The sequence below is a fragment of the Rhizobium sp. AN68 genome (assembly GCF_030758035.1).
In the GTDB taxonomy this organism is placed as follows: domain Bacteria; phylum Pseudomonadota; class Alphaproteobacteria; order Rhizobiales; family Rhizobiaceae; genus Agrobacterium; species Agrobacterium tumefaciens.
Genome location: NZ_JARWMI010000002.1, coordinates 280,585 through 301,626 on the forward strand (window position 1 = coordinate 280,585; position 21,042 = coordinate 301,626).

The window sequence follows — 21,042 nt, forward strand, 5'->3', positions numbered from 1 at the left end:
CGAAGGTGGCTGGAGGCCTTCGCAAAAGGGAGGAGTACCGTTATGGGCGTTGAGGGCCTTTCAATAAATTTTGCCACCGTGCGGCAGGGACGTTCCTTCGGGGCAATCGTGGATGCATGCCTTGCGCATGGCATCACCACCATCTCTCCTTGGCGCGAGCAGGTTCACGCTGCAGGCCTTGCTGAAGCAGCACGCATTGTCGAGCAGAACGGCCTTCGTCTCAGCGGCCATTGCCGGGGTGGCTTTTTCCCCGCCCCCGATGCAGAAGGCCGCAGCCGCGCCATCGAGGACAATAAACGCGCCGTGGACGAAGCCGCCGCCATGAAGGCAGATTGCCTAGTGCTTGTCGTGGGCGGCCTGCCCACCGGTTCTCGAGACTTGAAAGGTGCACGGCAGATGGTGGAGGACGGCATGGCCGAACTTCTTCCCTATGCGAGGGCAGCCGGCGTGCCGCTCGCCATTGAACCGTTGCACCCCTTTTATGCCGCCGACCGCGCCTGCTTCAACACTCTGAAACAGTCGCTCGACCTCTGCGACCGGCTAGGTGCTGGAACCGGTGTGGCCATCGACGTCTATCACGTCTGGTGGGACCCAGAGCTGGAGGAACAGGTGGCGCGCGCCGGGCGAAACGGGCAGATACTGGCACACCATATCTGCGACTGGCTGGCGCCGACCACCGATCCGCTCAACGATCGCGGCATGATGGGCGATGGCGTGATTGACCTGAAGGCATTTCGCGCCATGATCGAGGCCGCCGGCTTTTCCGGTCCGCAGGAAGTCGAGATTTTTTCGCATCGTTGGCAGGCACGCCCGGTGGACGAGGTTCTGTCCACCGTCGTCGAGCGCTTTAAAACCGTTTGTTGATTGGGTTCGGGAGTAAGGAAATGCCTGAAAGGGTGAAACGCAAACGTTATGCACTGGTCGGCACCGGCAATCGTGGCACCACCATGTGGGGGCGCGAACTTCTGGCCGGGTGGAGCGACTATGTCGAACTGGTCGGCATTTGCGACCTGAACCTGATGCGCGCAGAACGGGCCCGCGCCATGATGGGGTCGGCCGCTCCGCTTTACGACGACTTCGATCGGATGATGGCCGAGCAACGCCCGGAACTGGTAATCGTGTGCACGCCCGATGATACTCATGACGACATCATTATCCGCGCGCTCGAGGGCGGTGCCGATGTCATCAGCGAAAAACCCATGACCACCACCCCGGAAAAGATTGACCGCATCCGCGCGGCGGAGGCCAAAAGCGGCCGCCGTGTCGACGTTTCCTTCAATTATCGCTTTTCACCGACGGCGGCGCGCATCAAGGAGCTGATCGACGATGGCGCGATCGGCACCGTTACCTCGGTAGATTTCCACTGGTATCTCGATAACCAGCACGGTGCGGATTATTTCCGCCGCTGGCACGCTTTCACCGAACATTCAGGCAGCCTGTTCGTCCACAAGGCGACGCACCACTTCGATCTTCTGAATTGGTATCTCGATTCCGACCCGGTGGAAGTGAAGGGCTTTGGGCAACTGCTGCATTATGGCAAGAACGGACCGTTCCGGGGAACGCGCTGTCGTACCTGCCCGCACAAGGACGAGTGCGATTATTTCATGGATCTCGGGGCCGATCCGTTCCTGGACGCGCTTTACGAGGACCCATCGACTGTGGATGGCTATATGCGTGACGCCTGCGTCTTTCGCGAGGAGATCGACATCCCCGACACGATGAGCGCCTCGATTCGCTATGCGAACGGCGTGCAGGTCTCCTATTCGCTCAATACCTATATGCCGATCGAGGGACACCACATCGCGTTTAACGGCCATAAAGGACGCATCGAGATGCGCCAATATGAAAAGCAGCCGTGGACTGAGCCCCCCGCCGACGAAATCCTGCTGGTGAAAAGTTTCGGTGGCGGTGTCGAGCGTATCTGGGTGCCGCATGAGCCGGGCGGCCATTATGGCGGCGACAATCGCATGCGCGACATGATCTTCAAGCCCGGTTCGAACGACCGGCTGCGGCAGCGGGCGGGTTCGCGCGCCGGCGCAATGTCCGTGCTCTGCGGCGTAGCCGCATTGAAAAGCGCCCGAGAGGGTGGTGCAGCGGCGGTGAAATCCCTGCCCATCTAGATATTTTCGGCCTGCGGTGCTTTCAACGTCGGTCCGCAGGCCGCGATTGCCAAAAAAGAACGGATAACATTCTGCAGATTACGCGCTTCCTCCATACCGGTAAAACGACGATCGGGGGAAGAAAGAGTTAATCATGTCCAGTTTCAGATCCTTAATTCCGCTCATCATCATCGGCACCAGCCTGATCCTTTTTTTCAAATGGGTGGGGCGCGATATGAACAGGGAAGAGAAAAAACCGAAATCGCGCCGCTGACGCAGGAAGAGACATCGGAACCGACAAGTGCAATCGCCAGATGGCGCATTTTTCCGCATCGGCCCATTGCAAAATCAAAAATTGAGGTTATATTCGGCAAATCGACAATTGCTTGTGACGTCGCTCCTGGGACTCTACGTTCCCGTCGGATTTCCTCTCAAATAATCGATCTAATTCCGCAAGGTATCGCGGAAACCAACAACGATTACTACGAAAGGAAATCGTTATGAACACTGGTACTGTAAAGTGGTTCAACGCCACCAAGGGCTTCGGCTTCATTCAGCCTGACAACGGCGGCACGGACGTTTTCGTTCACATTTCGGCTGTTGAGCGCGCAGGTCTGCGTTCGCTGAACGACGGCCAGAAGATCACCTACGACATCGTGCAGGACCGCAAGTCCGGCAAGAGCTCCGCTGACAACCTTCGCGCAGCTTGATTTGTCATCGGCCCCGCTGGCTACGCATGTACCAGCAGTGGCGCTGAGTGATTGTGAGAGGTCGGGTTAAATCCCGGCCTTTTGTTTTTTTGGCCATGGGGAGGCTCTCATGCGCAAAAATCCTTATCGTTCCGGCGATGCTATCTTTCTGAAGGCGGGCGTACTTGGGGCCAACCAGCCCAAAGGTCCAGGCCGGGTCGTAACGGCTCTGCCAGAGACACAACAAGGTGCGGTTCGCTACAGGGTGCGTTTCCAGCACGAGAACTTCGAACGTAATATAGCGCTCGATGAAATCGATGTGGCTGCGTCTTCATCGCGGCCCGTGGAAATCGAAGGCTCGTCTTCGCGCGTTGCGGGATCGAGCTGGATCAATTCGAATACGATCAGAATCAAAAAATAGCAGCGATGGCTGCGTTAAGGAGATAAGTTGCAGGTACTCGTCAGGGATAACAATGTAGAGCAAGCCCTCCGCGTCTTGAAAAAGAGGATGCAGCGCGAGGGTATCTTCCGTGAGATGCGCGCACGGGAATCTTACGAAAAGCCGTCGGAAAAGCGTATCCGCGAAGAAGCCGAAGCTGTGCGCCGCCACCGCAAGATGGCGAAGAAAAAATTGCAGCGCGAGGGATTGCTTCCTGCTCCCAAAAAGGTTGCCCGCGCTCGATAACTGTCAATTCGCTCCGCAAAGGAGAATGCCATGACCGCGACTAAAGAGGCTGTTTTCAAACCCGGAAAGCTGTCCTCGCAGGACAAGGCATCCATAACGGACAAGGCGGCGAAACAGATCATAACCGCCGAATCCGACCAGCGCGCCAAGAAGACGGAACGGCTTCGCCAACTTCGCGAAGCTCAGGAGGCGGCAATCGTCGCCCCTCCACCCACCCGCACCAAAAAGTCATCCGGCAAGAAATAACCCGGTTGCACTTTTTGACGTCGCCTTTCCGAAAAACTTCTTGAACCTGATACGCAACAGGCGCACGCTTCGCCTGTCAGCAATCCGCTGAAGAGTGCTGGTGTTTGAGGGCAGAGTGTCCTCGCCCCCAAAAGAAAGGAGGACGAGATGTCTTCCGAGTTTTATTCATCAAGCCTTTCACGGAACCTCGTCCGCACCGGCGGTTTGGGTTACCGGGAAAACGCATCGCTTCGCCTGCTTCTCAGTGCCGCCGAAGAAACAGCCATGCGCCTGGATCAGGATCGCGGCGCATCCTCCGGCTTTGCGGCGTTTCCTGATTTTGGCCTCCAGCCCGACATGGTGCGGAGAACCTTCTACGCAGGGCGTATCCGCCTCTCCAAACCGACCCTTCCCTTCGGGAAACTTCCGCTTAACGGACTGCCTTTCCCCTGACGATGAAACCGCCCCGCAGCCTGCCTGCGGCGCGCGATCATGCCCCGGACCACACAATATCCAATATCTCTTCAATACCAGGAGGACACCATGGCCAAGGGTCAAGTACGCAGCAACAAAGAAGTCCGCAAACCGAAGAAGGACAAGACGAAAGCTCCGGCTGCGGCACCAGCTGCCGGCACGCAGGTCAAGTTCGCAAACTCCACAACTGCGGATGGCAAGAAGAAGTAGGATTGTTCCGGACAGCCCGCTCATAACAGCGCGACGCACCGGCACGAATTGCCAAACCGCGACCCGATACGCTAAGGGTCGCGACAAATAAAACATGTAATGGAAATGCGGACTTGTTTTGGCCACATTGCTCTTCTATAAAGTTCATACAGCAACTGCTGGTGAGCGCAAAATATGTCGTTCGCAGTTGTTTCCGTCGCTTTAGACTTTTGACCACGGATGTACTGGCACTGGTGTTAATGGCGATATGAGGAAGGTCGGTGCAATATTGCCCCGGCCTTTTTTGTTGTCTGCCCTGGTGAGATAAAGAATGTTGCCGCACCGGTCACATACTCGTCAAGGGCTATGGAATTAACTTGCCTATTGCGCGCAAAGAGCGCACCCTTCCCCATCGGTACTTAAAGGGCGTTACCGCCGTCAGGCATCCTTGCCGTCTCAAGCCCCATTTGCACATGCCTCCCGTCTACAGCGCCCCGTGCGGAATTTCCCAGGGCGCGTTGAGGCACATGCCCCCCGAAAACCGGCAACGGTCATCGACCGCACCGGCGTATCGTTTCAAAGCGTTGGAGCGTCCCGTGCAGCCTTTTAAGGGCGCGCGCGAGGCTTCGGCTTTCTGAACCAGTAAGAAAAGAGGCCATCATGTCTTCTGCGCCCCGTAACTGCCTGATCTCCTCTCAAGATCTCGAAATGCTCCAATTGGTCCTCGAGAGCATCGGTTTTAATCACCTTTCCGACGATGATGACAAAAAGCTCCATAACAGAGCCGCCCGCAAGGTTATTGAATTATATCAGGATGGTTTGACCGATCCGGCAGACCTCACCGACGAAATGCGTTTCCTGTTCGGCGTGCAGAAACACGACCGCATCAAGCCGTGGAAGCCGCTCCCCCGATATGCAATCCAGGGCCTGCCACTGCTTTACCACCGCCATTGAGGGGAGAGAGCAGATGCGCGAATATATCATGGTCAGCACCGGCCTGTGGCTGGGGCTATTTCTGACCTGGTACCTCGTTACCATGTACGATACGGCGGATAGCGTCTTTACGGCGAACACCGTTCCGTCGCTACCGCTGCTGCTGACATCGGCCGAATGCGAGACCCAGTTCGGCATTCTTTTTTCGATGACCGAAAAGCTTTTGAAGGCAGGCGGGCCGATAGTTCCCGACGACTTGCGAAAGAACATAGAGCATTGCATTTCTTCCGATGAGGCAAGCCGCCTGAAACTCAAAGACAATCAACTTATCCGGCTTTTTCCCTGAAGCGCCTCCCGAAGCGGACGTTGTTCGCCAAAATCACTGGTAACAATAATGACTTGGCAAATGAGATATATCAGGAGAAACTGATTTAGTCGGACATCAGTCCGAGAGTTTGCGTCTGCGTGGAGGGTGAGTATGACGTATGACTGGAGCGGCCGCAGAATGCGCCGCATGCGTGCCGCGAAACTGACGATCATCAGTCTCGTCGCGGCCTTTGTTATCACGGCTCCAATCTTCGCGCATTACTGAAGCCCGCAGCGACAAGACGCGATCACACCGGTTGCCCGACCCCTGCCCGCTTTCTCAGGCGACCTTTGAGCCATGTCTGCACTGGCTGATCAAAATGGACCGTCAGGTACCATGACAGACACGTCGTCCCTATCAGGAAAGCGACACCGACCGGCAAAGCGATGTTTTCCCTATCAACGGCAGGCACCAGAAAATCCGTCCAGGCCAGCAGCGGAATATGTAGCACATAGACGGCGTAGGAAGCTGTGCCGAGAAACGTCGACAAGATTCCCACCCTGCGACCCGGCACTATCCTGCTGGCTACGAACAATACCGTCGGCCAGACGAGCAGAACCACCGCGAGATCGAAGAAAGGCCGAAGCTCACGCGAAATTGGCACGGCGAGGATGACGCAGACCAGCATAAGACAGAGGGCCGCCTGGATGGGCTTCAGCTCGGTTATGCGATTGCGGAAGCGGTAAACCAGCACGCCTGCGAAAAACGAGAAAAACACCCTTCCCATGCCGGCATACATTTCGTGCCATCGAAACCCCGCATGCAACTTCCCAAACTCAGCAGCCGCCACGACAAGGACGCAGGCGCTGACAGCCAGCACCACGATTGTCTGTTTCGTAGTCGCCCGCACACCCCACCGGCCATAAACCGCATTCACCACCAGCTCGTTGAAAAGCGACCATGCCGGGCTCACCAGAAACAATGCGCCGTTCAATGTAAGCGTGAAGGGTGCCGGAACAAAAAGAAGTCCAGTCAACAACGCGATCGCCAGTTCGCCGGGATTGATGTGGCGATGAAGATCATCGATCGGCGTCGGCAGGCCCAACAGGTAGAGGCAGATGAAATAGGACGCCATCAACGCCAGCCCCAGCCCATACAATGGATAAAGTCGCGCAAGGCGCGCCTTCATAAAGAAGCCCGGCGTAATCGCCCCTTCGCGCAGTTTCATGCTGTAGGCATGCGCCAGCACAAAACCGCTCAAGGCGAAGAACAAATCGACGGCGAGATAGCTCGAAGCGTCGTCTCTCCCGAAAAACTGTTCGGCATGGCGATGTACGATGAAGAGCGCAGCTACGCCCCTTATGCCATCGAGCAATATGAAGCGTTCCGGGGAAGACTGGACCATGGGCGTTGATGCTCGACAGGACTGGATTATAATTACTTCACGAAAACGAGGTTTACAGCGCAGCGGTTCATCGCATCCAGTCAAAAACTGTTCAACGTCAAACATACCCCGAATTCTTATGGGCAATTCCCCATGAGCCACGCTCTTTCGCAGCCGTCAAAGGCATGCTACGTCCGAATGTCATCGATGCTTTAACCTTCTGACTCTGTGTACCACGCCTCGCAAAAACCGGTTTCGATTTTAGCAAGTGTCCTGGGCGCAAATTCAAACGGGTTGTTCGGCGGCAAACAACTTTCGCGGAGTCCCACCATGTCCACCATCGCCGACCGTATTAAAAAAATCATCGTTGACCAGCTTGGCGCAGATCCCGGCACGGTTGTCGATGACGCCAATTTTGTCGACGATCTCGGTGCCGATTCCCTCGAAGTGGTTCAGGTTGTCATGGAAATCGAGGAAGAATTCGGAGTGGAAATCCCTGATTCGGCCGCAAGCACAATCCTGACCGTTGGCGACGCCATCCGCTTCATCGAAAAAAACAAGGCTTGACCGGCAGCCGCGGATATCAACCCGCCGACAGGGCCGCAACAGGATCGAGGTTCGATGCGTTGCGGGCCGGCAGATAGCCGAAAACGACGCCTATCAGTGTCGAGCAGACGAAGGCAGCAATGATCGACACCGTGGAATAGACCATGGCGAAATTGCTGCTGAAGGCGGAGAAAAGCGCCCCGAAGCCGAAGCTGCCCAAAATTCCCAGCGTTCCGCCGATGATGCAGACGAGCACTGCCTCGATCAGGAACTGGCGCAGTATATCACTGCGCCGTGCGCCGACTGCCATGCGCACGCCGATTTCGGACACACGTTCGGAAACGGAAACGAGCATGATGTTCATCACCCCGATGCCGCCGACCAGAAGCGAAATCACCGCGATCGCCGCAACCAGCAGCGTCATGGTCTGCGTTGTACTGGTGATGGTCTGGCGAATATCGTCAGTGTTGAGAATGTAGAAATCCCGCGTTCCATGCCGCTGGGTGAGAAGAACCGTCACCGCCTGTTCGGCAATTGCGGCGTCAATATCGTCACTCACCTGCACCGTGATGCTGCGCAGCGACAGGCTGCCGAGAAAGCGTGACTGGACGGCAGTATAAGGCAGATAAAGTGAAAGGTTCTGGCTTGAACCGAAACCGCCCTGCTGCGCCTGCGTGATGCCGACGATGCGGGCCGGCACCTTGCCGATGAGGATGACCTGACCGATGGGGCTGCCGTCGAAATCCGCAAACAACGATTTGCGGGTGTTCTCATCAATCACCACCTCCTGGGCTTTCTGCACGACGCTTGCGGTATCGAAAAAGCGCCCTTGTGACAGCTTCGTGCCCTTTGCGACGAAATACCGCTCGCTGACACCATTCACAAGCGCATTAGCCTCCTTCGCGCCGAAACGCACCGTACTGGAGGTCGAGACCGTGGGCGTCACAGCCGCGACATAGGATTGTTTGGCAAGTGCCTCGGCGTCGGAGACGACCAGCGTGGTGATCTTGCCCGACCTAATGTCGCCAAAATCCTTGCCCGCGAAGATTTCCAGCGTGTTGGTGCCGAGGCTTGAGATATTCTGCAGCACGCGCTGCTGTGACCCCTGCCCCAGCGCCACGACGCTGATGACCGAGGCGATGCCAATGATGATACCGAGCATGGTGAGAAAGCTTCGCAGCTTGTGCGCCTGCATCGACAGGAGCGCCATGCGCAATGCCTCCCGCAGCGAGGATACGAGACCAGCGAGACTGGAGGCCCCGCCGGAAACCATAGAGGGTTTGGCGTCATCCTTCCGAACCGGCGCGGCATCCGCCCTGCGGTCTGAAATTATGGCGCCGTCGCTGATTTCGATGATCCGTTCGGCACGTCGTGCAATTGACATATCGTGCGTGACGATAATGACAGTGCGCCCTTCGGCATGCAGCTCGTCGAGGATGCGCAACACCTCGTCGCCGCTCGCGCTGTCGAGCGCACCGGTCGGCTCGTCGGCAAGAATGATTTCGGCATCGTTCATAAGGGCGCGCGCGATGGAAACGCGTTGCTGCTGGCCGCCGGAAAGCTGGCCCGGACGATGATCGAGGCGGTCCGCCATGCCAAGGCGACCGAGCAACCTGGCGGCATCGCTCCTGCGATCGCTTTGTGAATTTCCGGCGTAGATCGCCGGAATTTCGACATTGCCGAGCGCTGTCAGTTCGGCAAGCAGATGGTAACGCTGGAAGATAAAACCGAGATTTTCTCGCCGCAATTCCGAAAGCTGGTCTGCATCGAGATTGCCCGTCTCCCGGCCCCTGATGCTGTAGCTCCCTGACGTCGGCCGGTCGAGGCAACCGAGAATATTCATCAGCGTCGACTTGCCCGATCCGGAAGCGCCGACGATCGCCACCATCTCGCCGGCCTCGATGGTGAGTTCGATATTCTTGAGTACCGTAATCGTACCTTCACCGGACGGATAATCCCGCCGCACGGATTTAAGGCAAATCAGAGGATCAGCCATGGTTCAAAATCCCATCGGCGGGCCGCCAGGCCCCGGCATGGCGTTTTTGGTGGTGTCGATGGAAAGTTCGCCGGTCACCACGCGCTCGTTCTCGGCAAGGCCGGAACGCACTTCCGCCGTGACCTTGTCGTTCAGACCGATTTGGACCCTGCGTTCGGAAATTCTGCCATCGGTGTCTACCACACGCACGGCATAGTCATCGTTGGCGCCCTTGCTACCAAGGGCCGCCGCCGGAACGGTCAGCACGTCCTTGGCTTCACCGAGGACGATATGGACCTCCGCCGTCATATACGTGCGCAACTTGCCGTCCGGGTTCGGCACTTCGAACACGCCATTATAATAGATCGCCTCCGACGACGAGGTGCTGGAAGAGGACGATGTGGTCGAGGAAGACGTCGAGGAGCTGAAGCTGGAATCGCTGCGCACTGATTCAGGCGCCGGTTCAATGGACGTAAGCGTCGCGTCGTAACGCTGCTGCGGCTCACCCAGCACCGTGAAGTAAACTGGCAGGCCGGCTTTTACGCGCGTCACATCCGCTTCGGAAATTTCCGTGCGCACCGTCATCCGGTCGAGCTGGCCTAGGATCACGATTGTCGGCGCGGACTGCGTGGCGTTGACGGTCTGCCCTTCCTGACTGACGATAGACAGAACAGTGCCTTCGATGGGCGCGGTGATCCTCGTATAGCCGAGATTGGCCTTTGCCGTTTCGACAGCGACCTGCGCCTCCTCGATCTGGGCGTCGATCGCTTCGATCTGCGCCTGGGTGACTGCGAGCGCTGCAGTGGCGCTTTCGAAATCCGCACGGGAGGCGGCATTTTTTGACACCATTTCCTGTTGGCGGACAAGGCTCTGGCGGTTGAGAACAAGCGTCGCCTGTTTCTCCACTCGCTGCGCCTTCACATTGGCAAGCGCTGCCAGCGCCGTGCGCAGGCTGTTATTCTGGGTAACGGAATCGATCTCGGCAATGAGATCGCCTGCCTTGACCGTATCTCCAAGTGCGACCTTGACGGCGGTGATGCGACCGGAGGCCTGCGCGCCGACGGCCACCAGACGGACGGGTTTGAGCGTTCCAGTCGCCAGAACCGTCTGCTCGATATCACCGCGCTTCACAGACGAGGTGATATAACCGGGCGTTGCGGCCCGCGTATATTGTGACGAAAACCAGTAGCCACCCAGGGCGAGCGCGACAACCGTCAGCGCCACACCTGCTTTGCGAGCCATTTTCATCGTCCTGTCCTGTCCGGCCGGTCTACTCAAAAGAAGAAACCGACCTCATGTCGTGTTTCACAAGGATGAAGCCGTTGTCTGCTTCGATCCATTCATAGGCGGCAGCGGACTTTCTGGCGGATGCCTTGCGGCAGGTGTCGCCACGACACTTGCGATGTGCATTTTCGCGCCGATCCTTCGCACAGACGGGTTGGTGCCGCTGTTCTTCCTGCCGGGATTTCGCCGGTGGATCTCGCACCGGCCTGTCACCGGCCGCAGCAACCGACCAGACGAAGCTCAAACCAAAAACCGTCGCCAGCATCAGGTAGAAATATCTCATCATCATCTTCTCGCTTGAAAATCACGCGGGGGATCGCAGGCGAGCGATCCCCCGGCTTCAGCCGTTTCCGGCTGATTTCCTCCTTTGCTGGGGGGCTATTAAAGGAGGAAACTTTGAAGAGTGGAGTCAGCCCCGCTCTGCCTGAGGCAGCGGCTGCATCCCGTCGCCATGCGGAGGCTCGACACGACCGTCTCGTCCAGGGCGATGATGCGGGACAGGAGGCGGAGGCGGAGGCGGCATCAATGCGCGTTCGAGTTCAGCAAGCTTCTGCACCTGCTGCGGCGAAAGTTTAGGTTTCAGCGCAGCTGCTGCGTCCTGAAGTGCTTTAGCCTGTTCTGCCTTGTTCATTATAAGGCCGGCCAGCTCCTCACCGGCAAGACGCGGCTCCAGCCCCGTCTCACCCGGTCCCTTCGGCGGCAATGGCTTGCGTTCCGAAGTGGGCAAAACAAGATCGATCAGCGCAGTGGCATAGGCGCGCCACGGACCAAGCTGTTCAGGTGTGACGCCGAGATAGATTTCCGCTGCCGAAAGTTTCGTCGCCAACCCCAATATATCCGGCCCCATCATATCCGGGCGGAGCATCTCAGGCCCGACCATCTCGCGGCCATGCGGCAGCCTTTTGCTCCGGAGCACTATTCGAACCGAAGTCAGGACTGGCGAGGAGCGGCACGGCCTGTTCCGATGCCTGCGGCGCCGGTTCACCCTGCTCCGCAGCCCGGGAGGTGGCCGAAGCGCCAAGAACAGTTGTCACGACGACGGCGGTGGCGATTAGAGCGTTTCTCATCTTACCTTCCTTTTCGTTTTCCAACCTGAGAAGACGATAGGAGCTAAGCGTTTCCGGCCTTGGTCCGAATGTTGCCGGTCTTGTTCCACGCAAGGCCTATTTGTAACCGAATGTTGCCGGAGCGGCCGCAGCAAGCTTTCGTTGCAAAAATCCGCCGTTTCTTTGCGCCGCTTATGTATAGTGGCATCAAAAGGTTGGACGATATGGCGACAGTTTCGGTGACACATATTTTGATCGTGGATGACGATCCGGAGATACGCACATTGCTCGCGAAATATCTCGGCTCGCAGGGGTTTCGCGTTTCGATGGCAGCCGACAGGCGAGAGTTCGAAGAACAGTTCGCCTGCTCCGATCCGGATCTCATCGTGCTCGACGTGATGCTGCCGGATGGTTCCGGCCTCGATATCTGCCGCGATCTGCAAGGCCGCCGGCCGCGCACGCCCGTTATTCTCCTGACAGCGCTCAAGGAGGATGTCGACCGGATCGTCGGGCTGGAAATCGGTGCCGACGACTATCTCGGCAAACCCTTCAATCCGCGAGAACTGACGGCGAGGATCAAGGCCGTGCTGCGCCGCGCAGCACCTCAGGAAGCACCTCGCGGCTCATCCACCGCCTATGGTTTTGCGGACTTCACCGCCGATCCGGAACAGCGCTCCGTCATCCACGCCGGCGGTGAGAGGATCGAGCTGACGGGGGCGGAGTTCGATCTGCTGAAAGTCTTCCTCGACAGGCCCGGCCGGCTTCTTTCGCGCGATCAGCTTCTCGACCTTACGCAGGGCAAGGACCGGGGACCGTTCGACCGCTCCGTCGACGTATTGATGAGCCGGTTGCGCAAGAAGCTCGAAACCGATGCCCGGGCTCCGATCTTCAAGACCGTTCGCAATGGCGGTTACCAGATGACGGTTCAGGTCAGAACCCTGCCGGTGCATCGATGAGCTCGCTCAGAAACCGTATCGCCGCACTGTTGATCGTCTCCATCATCGCGGTCATCGCGCTTGCGACTGTGGTGGCCGATCAGACATTGCAGCCGCCGCCGCCAGATGCCACCATCGAGCCCGTTGCCCGCAGCCTTGCCTTTGCCGTCACCATGGCCGAACGCGACCCCTCGCTGCAACAGCCCGGCTATTTCCGCATCGAACAGAAGCCGCCCGAAGGTGATCTCGACGGAATGCTTTCGGAGTTTCTGGAAAAGGCCCTTGCACAGGTTGGCGAGCCACGCACCGCAATTGTGATCCGCGCACCGGGAAATAATGCCCCGGTGGCGGCTATCGCGCTGGAAAAAAGCGGATGGCTGGTCGCGGAAATTCCCCATATGGGTCCTCCCCGGGCGGCTGGAAGATTTTCGGCATGTGGATCGGGCTGATCATTCTTGGCAGTGCTGCTGTTTCCATCTTTGCCGCCAGAAAGATCACCCGCCCCCTCGACATGCTGGAAAACGCCGCAGCGAGCATCGGACCAGACGGTTCGCTGCCGCATCTTTCGGAAACCGGGCCGGGTGAAATCCGCGCGACGGCGCGGGCCTTGAACGAACTCGCCCGCCGCCTGAAGGCGGCAATGGAAAGCCGAATGCGCCTCGTCGCAGCCGCTGGCCATGACTTGAGAACCCCAATGACCCGCATGCGCCTGCGGGCAGAATTCATCGAAAACGACGAAGAGCGGGGCAAATGGCTGGCGGACCTCGAGGAACTGAACGCCATCGCGGATAGCGCCATTCTGCTTGTGCGCGAGGAAGTGAGCCAGGATACCGTCAAGATGATCGATATCGGTAGGCTTCTCGGCGAAATCGTCAGCGAACTTTCTGATCTCGGTTACGCTGATGCCCTCGACTTTATGAAACCGGAAGCCGCCATGATCATCAAGGCCGCTCCGCTTGCGCTTAAAAGAGCCTTGCGCAACCTCATCCTCAATGCCGTCACCCATGGCAAAACGGCACGGATCGATCTAACCGAGGACGAGAGCGAGGTCGTCGTTACAATCCGCGATGAAGGCCCTGGCATTCCGCAGGAACTGATCGGCCGGGTTTTCGAGCCCTTCTTTCGGGTCGATCTCGGGCGGCGAAAGTCGATCCCTGGTGTGGGGTTGGGTCTTGCCATCGCCAGGGAAATCATCGAGCGCTTCGGTGGCACGATCACAATCGCGAACCACAAAAAACAGGGCCTGATCCAGACGGTGATCTTGGCAAAAGTGGCATGATCTCATGCCACAAACACCCTATGCCCGTTAAGATGACCGCACCGTCATGCCAAAAGCAGGCTTTCGGCATAGGCCATCATCAGCGGCCCGACGCCTTTGGCGTCATCGGATACAACCGGCTCGGTCAGGTAATAATCCGGAGACCCATCGCGATAATTGCCCTCGAAGCCGCCAAGGCCCGCGACATGCACGATGCCGGTAAGACGGACGATACCCTTTTCGTCCACCTTGAGCTGTCTCTCAAGCAGGGCCTCAAGCGCGGACCGGCCCGCCGAAAGAGCCGCATTTGCCTCCTCGCCCTTCAAAAGCCCCAGCCGCGCAGCCCGCAGTAAGGCATAAGCGAACATCGCCGAAGCGGAGGTTTCCTCGTAGTTTCCGGCAAGATCCTGTTTGTCCAGCACCTGCATCCAGAGACCGGTTTTAGTCTGCCGGGCAACAATACCGGCCAGAAGCAGGCCTGCGCGTTCCCGAAGTTCGATCGTTGCGCCATCAGCCGGCAACATCACCAACGCATCGACCAGCGCCATCGCGAGCCAGCCGACGGCGCGGGCCCATACGGCCGGGGATTGGCCGCTCACGGGATCGGCCCAGCGCTGGTTGCGGCTTTCGTCATAACCATGGACATAGAGCCCACCGGCATCCGCCGTCAGCGTGAGTGCTGTTGAGAATTGCTGTAGCGCATCGTCGATCAGTTCGGCATTGCCAGTCGCCTGCGCATATTCGATCTGGAAAGGAAGTCCCATATAAAGGCCGTCCAGCCAGACCTGATGCGGATAACGCTTCTTGTGCCAGTAATTACCGGAACCCGTACGCGGATGGCTGCGGAGTTGACCCGCAAGATGTTCCGCCGCAGCGAGATAACGCGGATCGCCCGTTTCCGCTGCCAGAGGAAACAGAATGCGACCGGCAAGGATGTGATCGATATTGTATTCCCGCGGATCGTAACCGGCGAGCACTCCGTCTGCCGCTATCTGGGTGTCCGCCAGACGATGCAGATGTTCGTTCCAGCGCCGGTCGCCGGTCGCTTCGAACAGGTGCTGCAAACCCCGATAGACACAGCCATCCTCATAACACCAGCTCCCGCCCTTGTAGTGCCTATAGCGGCTGGCGAATTGATCAAAATAATCAGTGGCTTTCATGGGTTTTCTCGATTGAAATCTGTGAGTGGGAAATGCCAGAGGCGCTCAGCAGCGCAGGATCGTCGCAAATGATTTCAGCCTGTTCGAAAACGATCCCCTCATGCAGCATGGGGCGCACCCCATCGGCCATGATCGGCGGTGTGGCCACGGCTGCAGGATCACGCGAGACGATTGTGAGATTGCGAATGGCGATATTGCGGATTGGGGCCTCCGCTAAACCGAGAAAGACGCCGGCGGCATGTGCCAGATGGCGGATTTCCACATCTTCGACAGTAATTCTGTCGATAAACGGGGTCCCGTCGTCGACAGGTGCAGGGTCTCGCGACTGCACCCAGCCGTCATGCCCATCGGCATCGCAATGGTAATGGGCATTGGCGGAAAGCGCGGTCTGCACGCCATCCAGCAACACGCGGCGCATGGTGATATTGCTGATTGAACCGCCACGGCCCCGCCGCGTCTTGAGACGCAGGCCGCGATCCGTGCCAACCATGTCGCAGTCCTCTACCGTTACGTCATGCACGCCACCCGACATTTCCGAGCCGATCACCAGCCCGCCATGGCCGCGCTCCATCAGGCAATGGCGCACGCTGACGCCGCGTGTTTCCGCCAGATGGTCGTCCTCGCCGTTCGGCCCGCGTTTGCCTGCCTTCACAGCAATGCAATCGTCGCCGACTGAAAAGCGCACGCCTGATATCGTCACGTTGCGGCAGCTTTCCGGGTTGAAACCATCGGTATTGGGGCTGTTATGCGGAGCGCTGATTGTGAGACCCGCCGCTTTCAGGGTCTCGCATCCCTGTGGATGGACCGTCCAGGACGGTGCATTGCGAATGGTGAAACCGAAAAGCCCGACATTGCGGCAGGAAACGAGATGCAGGCCGCGCGGTCGGCGCGCGCCGTCACGGGTCTCTTTCGGCCAGCTCCACCAGTCGCCTCTGTCGCCGGAACCATCGAGAACGCCTGTGCCTTCGATCACGAGATTGTCTGCGCCGATGGCATGGACCGGCGCGGCGAAACAGGCATCCGGTAGCCCTTCCCAACTGCCGAGAATGCGGCCCGTCTCATCGCGGGCAGGCAGGATCGGCCAGCCATTGCGGGTGGAGGGTGCGCGCAGCACGGCCCCTTCCGCAAGATGAAACGTCATGTCGCTTTTCAACCGCACGGGAAACGCTGTCCAAAGGCCGGCAGCAAATCGCAACGTGCCGCCCGCAGGCACGGCGGCAACTGCCTCTTCCAGAGCGCGGGCGTTGGCGCGTGCGCCGGCTTCGTCGTCAAGCGCAATATCCGGCGTCAGCGAAAATGCCGTCGCCTCGACAAGCCCCGCGCAGGGCGCTGTCCTGAACTCCAGGCTTGCGAACCCATCCGCTTCGAACACATACCGCGTATCCGGACGCAGATCATGCAGCAGCGTCACCACGGTGGCGGTTTTTCCGGTTCGTAGATCACCATCTTGCGAAGTCAGCCGCCATGCCGTCTGCGGCAGGTGATATCGCGCACCGGGTACAGCGAGGCAAAGCGCCGCCGTTCGCGCCGAAAGCGCGATGATAGAGGGTTCGTTCATGCTCGTTTCTCGTTGTTCGTGCATGTCCCGCCAAAACAATCGGCGGGAATGCCCATGTCACCCGGCAACCGGATAAAGAGCCCGCCGCCGCAGGGGCGGCGGGCCATTGTCGTCAATCGAATTTGGCCAGAACGTCATTGGTGGTATCGATGATCTGCTCAGCCGCCTCTTCCGCCGTCAGCTGGCCATAGGCATATTCCTCCAGCGTATCGATGAAGCCGGAGCGGATTTCCGGATGTTCGTTGAAGGGCGAAACTACCGGTCCAGATGCCGCCATGACGATGGCGTTGGCGGCGCGCACTTCCGGCTCACCCTTGTCGCCCAGACGCTGCGCCGCAGCCTTGGAAGCAGGCAGGCCGCGAGACGTGCCAAGCGCATCGATGCCCTCAGGCTCGTTCAGCAGGCAGTTCAGGATTTGCGCTGCCGCTTCAGGGTTCTTCGAGTTTTTCGAGATAGAAAAGACCATGGAAGGCTTGCGATAAACGCCTTCCGTTACGGCATCGGCGAGCTTCAGCATCGGCACGGGTTTCAGCACCTGCCCATCCTTCAGGGGATCGGCATATTTCGAATAGGTGGAATCCCATTCATAGGAACCAGCGATACGGCCTTCGGACCACGACGGCTTTTCATAAAGATTGACGTTGCCATCGGCCGCTTCCTCTTTCTGGGAGCGAATGGAGCCGGTTTCCACCAGCTTGCCGACGAACGAGATACCTTCCGCCAGTTCCTGCGGCGTCCAGGCGACACGGTTGGTCTTGGGGTCGACCAGATCCTTGCCGGTTTTCTGCACCACGGCGAGTGTCACGAGAAGCTGGGCAGTCTCCTTTACGGCGTTGAAGGTGTAATGATCCTTGCCGAGCTTTTCCTTGATGGTTTTTGTTGCCGCGAAGAATTCATCCCATGTCTTGGGGATTTCAACACCAGCCTTCTCGAAGGTGGTGGCGTTGAAAAAAAACACGCGGCCGGTGGTGGAGACTGAAAGGCCCTGAAGCACCCCGTTCATAGAACCCGCTTCCAGATCCGTCTCGGCCCATTGCGAAAGATCGAGAGGTTTCAGCTGACGCAGATCAGCAAAACCTTCACCATTCTTGGAAAACAGCGGCAGCCATGGCCAGTTCACCTGAACGATATCAGCCTCCGTCTTGCCTGCCATTTGCGTGGTCAGTTTTTCCAGATATCCATCGAAGCCGGTAAACTCACCTTTGACCGTGTGGCTGTATTTTTCACCGCAGGCGGCAATCGCCTTCTGAGTGGCGACATGACGGCTTTCGCCGCCCCACCACGACATACGCAGTTCCGCGGCACCCGCCGCAGGCGCAGCCACCGTGGCCAGATAGGCAGCACCGGCCAGCATCGCCATTGTTCTCGTCATCTTCATTGTTATTCTCCTCCTCGAAAAATCAGGCACGCTCGTCCCCTCCTCACAGCGAGACATTTCGGCCATCGGCCTTGTCGAAAATATGCAGCTTCTCGGGGTCCGGTTTCAGTCGCAGAATGCCGTCGCGCCCAAGCGCCTCGAATTCGGCTGCTCCCACCACGCTCACGAGCTTCTGTCCGCCCAGATCGGCATGCAGATAGACCTCGTGCCCCATGAATTCGGCGTTGGTCAGTTTCGCCTGCAGCGCCGGCCCATCGGCCTCACCGGCAAGCGAAAGATGCTGCGGACGGATGCCGATGACAGCGTCCGTAGGTCTGGCTGAAAGCCGCTTTTCCAGATGGTCGCCTATCGGAAGACGTTGCCCGCCGATGACGAACTCCGCCCCGTCGATCGCCACATCCACAAGGTTCATTTCCGGCATGCCAATGAAACCGGCGACGAACAGATTGGCGGGCCGGTTGTAGAGTTCCTTCGGCGTGGCGACCTGCATGATGCGCCCGGCCTGCATGACGCAGATACGGTCGCCCATGGTCATGGCTTCCGTCTGATCGTGCGTCACGTAGACGACGGTCGAAGACAGGCCCTCCGCCTTCAGCTGGCGATGCAGACCGGTAATGCGCACACGCATGGAAGCGCGCAGCTTCGCATCGAGATTCGAAAGGGGCTCATCGAACAGGAACACGCCCGGCTTCTTGATGAGGGCACGGCCCAAAGCAACACGTTGCGCCTGCCCGCCGGAAAGCTGTTTCGGCAGGCGATCCAGCAAGGGCTCGATTTCGAGAATGCGCGCGACATTGTCGATTGCCTTCTCGATCTCGGGCTTGGCAACACCGGCAATCTTGAGGCCGAAAGCAAGATTGCCGCGCACCTTCATATGCGGATAGAGCGCATAGTTCTGGAACACCATGGCAATGGAGCGCTTGCCGGGCGGCAGGTCGTTGACGCGCTGATCTCCGATGAGGATTTCACCGCCGGTGATTTCCTCCAGCCCCGCCACCATGCGCAGCGTGGTGGATTTGGCGCAGCCGGACGGGCCGACGAAGACCATGAACTCGCCGTCCTCGATTTCGAGATTGATGCCGTGCACGGCCTTGAAGCTGCCGCCATAGACTTTTTCGAGATTTTTAAGTTGAACGCTTGCCATTTTCAGCCCTTGACCCCGCCAGACGAGATCCCTTCAATGAAATACCGTTGCGCCGCGAAAAACACGACGAGCGCAGGCGCGATCGTCAGCACCGACATCGCCAGGATGCGGTTCCATTCGAAGGCTTCGGTGGTGTCGATGGAGAGTTTGAGCGCCAGGCTCACCGGATATTTATCGACCGAGGACAGGTAGATCAGCGGTCCCAGAAAGTCGTTCATCGTCCACATGAACTGGAAAAGGCAGACCGAGATCAGCGCCGGCGCCAGCATCGGCACCACGATGTAGACCAGCGTCTGCAGACTGTTGGCGCCATCCACACGGGCGGCTTCCTCCATATCCGAGGGCAGCGAGCGCAGGAACTGCACAAGCATGAAGACGAAGAAGGCATCACCGGCTAGTGCCGAGGGAACCCATAGCGGCAGGAAACTATCCAGCCAGCCGAGGTCACGGAACAGGATATATTGCGGAATGCGGGTTACGACATTGGGCAAAAGCAGGATGGCGATGACAGAGCCAAACAGGATTTTCTTCAGCGGAAAATCGAAGCGCGCAAAGGCATAGGCCGCCATGGTGCAGGAAACCGCCGTTCCGATGACCTTCGGCAGGATGATCAGGAACGAATTCCAGAAAAACCGGCCGAAGGTGTAGGGCGTGGAAGTCTCCCAGCCGCGGATGTAACCGTCCAGTGTTGGCGTCTCAGGAATGAAACCTGCACCGGAAAAAATCTCGGAATTGGTCTTGAAGCTTGCGCCGACCAGCCAGATCAGCGGATAGAGCATGATGAAGCCGACCGCGAACAGCAGCGTGTACCGGACAGAGGTCGATAACAGCCGGAGCCTTGCCCGGCGGGCGGCCTGCATGTCGTATAAGGTTGCGATATCGGTCATGGCATCAATTCCGCTTGTCGCCGGCGTAATAGACCCATTTTTTCGAGGACCAGAAGGCCACGAGGGTCAGCACGGTGATGATGGTGAAAAGAACCCAGGCGATGGCGGAGGCATAGCCCATGTTGAACTTCTTGAAAGCCTCATCGTAAATATAGAGAGGCAGCAGATAGGTAGACTTCAACGGCCCGCCCTGGGTGATGATGTAAGGCCCGTTAAACTCCTGGAATGCCTGAACCATCTGCATGATCAGGTTGAAAAAGATGACCGGCGTCAGAAGCGGCAGGGTGATGAAAAAGAACGTCTTTACCTTGCCTGCGCCGTCGATTGCCGCTGCCTCATAAAGCGACTTGTCGATGGATTGCAGCGCGGCGAGAAAGATCACCATGGCCGAACCGAACTGCCAGCAGCGCAGCAGCGTAATTGTAAAAAGCGCATTGGCGGGATCGCCAAACCAGTCGACCGGCGACAAGCCGATTGCCGCCAGCGCCATGTTGGCCAGCCCTTCGCTGGCGAAGATGTAACGCCACAGCACCGCAATCGCGATCGAACCGCCGAGGATGGACGGAACGTAAAAGGCGGTGCGGAAAAAATTGATGAATTGCAGCTTGTAATTGAGTATCGCCGCGATGAACAGCGCGAAGGCAAGCTTCAACGGCACCGTCAGAAACACATAAAACAGGGTGACGTTCAGGGATTTCATGAACGTGCGATCACGGGTGAAGAGCCGCTCGTAATTGGCCAGTCCCGCCCATGTGGGGTCACTCATCAGGTCGTAGCGGGTGAAGCTGAGATACAGGGAACCCAGAAACGGGATCGCCGTGAAAACCAGAAGTCCGATGATGTAGGGCGTCAGATATCCCAGCCCGAGGAAGCGATTAGATTTCAT

The 21,042-nt window shown here is 58.2% G+C and carries 24 protein-coding genes and 1 pseudogene; 13 read left to right on the top strand and 12 right to left on the bottom strand.

The features are described from left to right. Positions 1-42: 42 nt before the first annotated feature. The 10 genes from RBH71_RS04730 (at position 43) to RBH71_RS04775 (ending at position 5,640) form a co-directional block, all read left to right on the top strand. Positions 43-864 carry a sugar phosphate isomerase/epimerase family protein gene (locus RBH71_RS04730; protein ID WP_323687184.1) on the top strand — a complete coding sequence of 274 codons (822 nt, stop codon included), beginning with the start codon at positions 43-45 and terminating at the stop codon, positions 862-864. A gap of 20 nt (positions 865-884) precedes the next feature. Then, the gene (locus RBH71_RS04735) at positions 885-2,120 is read left to right on the top strand and encodes a Gfo/Idh/MocA family protein (protein ID WP_025595955.1); all 1,236 of its coding nucleotides are present in this window, start codon (positions 885-887) and stop codon (positions 2,118-2,120) included. Positions 2,121-2,599: 479 nt separating this feature from the next. Beyond that, on the top strand, positions 2,600-2,809 hold the full coding sequence (locus RBH71_RS04740) for a cold-shock protein (RefSeq protein ID WP_003517872.1): 210 nt from the start codon (positions 2,600-2,602) through the stop codon (positions 2,807-2,809). A gap of 109 nt (positions 2,810-2,918) precedes the next feature. Next, positions 2,919-3,209, top strand: a complete 291-nt coding sequence (locus tag RBH71_RS04745) for a hypothetical protein (RefSeq protein ID WP_003517874.1) — start codon at positions 2,919-2,921, stop codon at positions 3,207-3,209. A gap of 27 nt (positions 3,210-3,236) precedes the next feature. Continuing rightward, positions 3,237-3,473 (top strand): 30S ribosomal protein S21, encoded by a 237-nt coding sequence (gene rpsU, locus RBH71_RS04750; RefSeq protein ID WP_003517876.1) that lies wholly within the window; start codon positions 3,237-3,239, stop codon positions 3,471-3,473. Between the two features lie 30 nt (positions 3,474-3,503). Beyond that, positions 3,504-3,719: a hypothetical protein gene (locus tag RBH71_RS04755; RefSeq protein WP_111802999.1), complete on the top strand. Its 216-nt coding sequence runs from the start codon at positions 3,504-3,506 to the stop codon at positions 3,717-3,719. A gap of 147 nt (positions 3,720-3,866) precedes the next feature. Continuing rightward, positions 3,867-4,151 carry a hypothetical protein gene (locus tag RBH71_RS04760; protein ID WP_025595953.1) on the top strand — a complete coding sequence of 95 codons (285 nt, stop codon included), beginning with the start codon at positions 3,867-3,869 and terminating at the stop codon, positions 4,149-4,151. A 90-nt stretch (positions 4,152-4,241) separates the two neighbouring features. Beyond that, positions 4,242-4,382 (top strand): hypothetical protein, encoded by a 141-nt coding sequence (locus RBH71_RS04765; RefSeq protein ID WP_003517881.1) that lies wholly within the window; start codon positions 4,242-4,244, stop codon positions 4,380-4,382. Positions 4,383-5,021: 639 nt separating this feature from the next. Next, positions 5,022-5,315 carry a hypothetical protein gene (locus RBH71_RS04770; RefSeq protein ID WP_013761399.1) on the top strand — a complete coding sequence of 98 codons (294 nt, stop codon included), beginning with the start codon at positions 5,022-5,024 and terminating at the stop codon, positions 5,313-5,315. Positions 5,316-5,328: 13 nt separating this feature from the next. Next, the gene (locus RBH71_RS04775) at positions 5,329-5,640 is read left to right on the top strand and encodes a hypothetical protein (RefSeq protein WP_003517885.1); all 312 of its coding nucleotides are present in this window, start codon (positions 5,329-5,331) and stop codon (positions 5,638-5,640) included. A gap of 268 nt (positions 5,641-5,908) precedes the next feature. Here RBH71_RS04775 and RBH71_RS04780 read toward each other — a convergent pair whose 3' ends face one another. Next, positions 5,909-7,006: an acyltransferase family protein gene (locus RBH71_RS04780; protein ID WP_041694625.1), complete on the bottom strand. Its 1,098-nt coding sequence runs from the start codon at positions 7,004-7,006 to the stop codon at positions 5,909-5,911. Positions 7,007-7,315: 309 nt separating this feature from the next. Here RBH71_RS04780 and RBH71_RS04785 point away from each other — a divergent pair, with 309 nt between their 5' ends. After that, on the top strand, positions 7,316-7,552 hold the full coding sequence (locus RBH71_RS04785) for an acyl carrier protein (protein WP_003517889.1): 237 nt from the start codon (positions 7,316-7,318) through the stop codon (positions 7,550-7,552). Between the two features lie 16 nt (positions 7,553-7,568). Here RBH71_RS04785 and RBH71_RS04790 read toward each other — a convergent pair whose 3' ends face one another. From RBH71_RS04790 to RBH71_RS04810, 5 genes are all read right to left on the bottom strand, one after another. Then, complete coding sequence (locus RBH71_RS04790) at positions 7,569-9,527, bottom strand: MacB family efflux pump subunit (protein WP_111803000.1); 1,959 nt, start codon at positions 9,525-9,527, stop codon at positions 7,569-7,571. Between the two features lie 3 nt (positions 9,528-9,530). Continuing rightward, positions 9,531-10,754: an efflux RND transporter periplasmic adaptor subunit gene (locus RBH71_RS04795; RefSeq protein WP_097100260.1), complete on the bottom strand. Its 1,224-nt coding sequence runs from the start codon at positions 10,752-10,754 to the stop codon at positions 9,531-9,533. Between the two features lie 22 nt (positions 10,755-10,776). After that, on the bottom strand, positions 10,777-11,073 hold the full coding sequence (locus tag RBH71_RS04800; protein WP_111803029.1) for a hypothetical protein: 297 nt from the start codon (positions 11,071-11,073) through the stop codon (positions 10,777-10,779). Positions 11,074-11,199: 126 nt separating this feature from the next. Next, positions 11,200-11,616, bottom strand: coding sequence for a hypothetical protein (locus RBH71_RS04805; protein ID WP_323687185.1), 417 nt, complete (start codon positions 11,614-11,616; stop codon positions 11,200-11,202). Between the two features lie 40 nt (positions 11,617-11,656). Further along, the gene (locus RBH71_RS04810; protein ID WP_323687186.1) at positions 11,657-11,857 is read right to left on the bottom strand and encodes a hypothetical protein; all 201 of its coding nucleotides are present in this window, start codon (positions 11,855-11,857) and stop codon (positions 11,657-11,659) included. 173 nt (positions 11,858-12,030) lie between these two features. On the opposite strand from RBH71_RS04810, the gene RBH71_RS04815 reads away from it, so the two are divergent. Both RBH71_RS04815 and RBH71_RS04820 read left to right on the top strand, forming a co-directional pair. After that, positions 12,031-12,792, top strand: a complete 762-nt coding sequence (locus RBH71_RS04815) for a response regulator (protein ID WP_097100481.1) — start codon at positions 12,031-12,033, stop codon at positions 12,790-12,792. Continuing rightward, positions 12,789-14,050: pseudogene (locus RBH71_RS04820) on the top strand (ATP-binding protein). The gene RBH71_RS04815 and the pseudogene RBH71_RS04820 overlap by 4 nt, the downstream one beginning before the upstream one ends. 44 nt (positions 14,051-14,094) lie before the next feature. On the opposite strand, the gene RBH71_RS04825 reads toward RBH71_RS04820, so the two are convergent. The 6 genes from RBH71_RS04825 to RBH71_RS04850 form a co-directional block, all read right to left on the bottom strand. Continuing rightward, positions 14,095-15,189 (bottom strand): glycoside hydrolase family 88/105 protein, encoded by a 1,095-nt coding sequence (locus RBH71_RS04825; protein WP_111803002.1) that lies wholly within the window; start codon positions 15,187-15,189, stop codon positions 14,095-14,097. After that, positions 15,176-16,747: a glycoside hydrolase family 28 protein gene (locus RBH71_RS04830; RefSeq protein ID WP_111803003.1), complete on the bottom strand. Its 1,572-nt coding sequence runs from the start codon at positions 16,745-16,747 to the stop codon at positions 15,176-15,178. The genes RBH71_RS04825 and RBH71_RS04830 overlap by 14 nt, the downstream gene beginning before the upstream one ends. A gap of 112 nt (positions 16,748-16,859) precedes the next feature. Continuing rightward, on the bottom strand, positions 16,860-18,125 hold the full coding sequence (locus RBH71_RS04835) for an ABC transporter substrate-binding protein (RefSeq protein ID WP_111803004.1): 1,266 nt from the start codon (positions 18,123-18,125) through the stop codon (positions 16,860-16,862). 43 nt (positions 18,126-18,168) lie between these two features. Next, on the bottom strand, positions 18,169-19,269 hold the full coding sequence (locus tag RBH71_RS04840) for an ABC transporter ATP-binding protein (protein WP_111803005.1): 1,101 nt from the start codon (positions 19,267-19,269) through the stop codon (positions 18,169-18,171). A gap of 2 nt (positions 19,270-19,271) precedes the next feature. Further along, on the bottom strand, positions 19,272-20,156 hold the full coding sequence (locus RBH71_RS04845) for a carbohydrate ABC transporter permease (protein WP_111803006.1): 885 nt from the start codon (positions 20,154-20,156) through the stop codon (positions 19,272-19,274). A 4-nt stretch (positions 20,157-20,160) separates the two neighbouring features. Further along, positions 20,161-21,042 carry a carbohydrate ABC transporter permease gene (locus tag RBH71_RS04850; protein ID WP_003517909.1) on the bottom strand — a complete coding sequence of 294 codons (882 nt, stop codon included), beginning with the start codon at positions 21,040-21,042 and terminating at the stop codon, positions 20,161-20,163.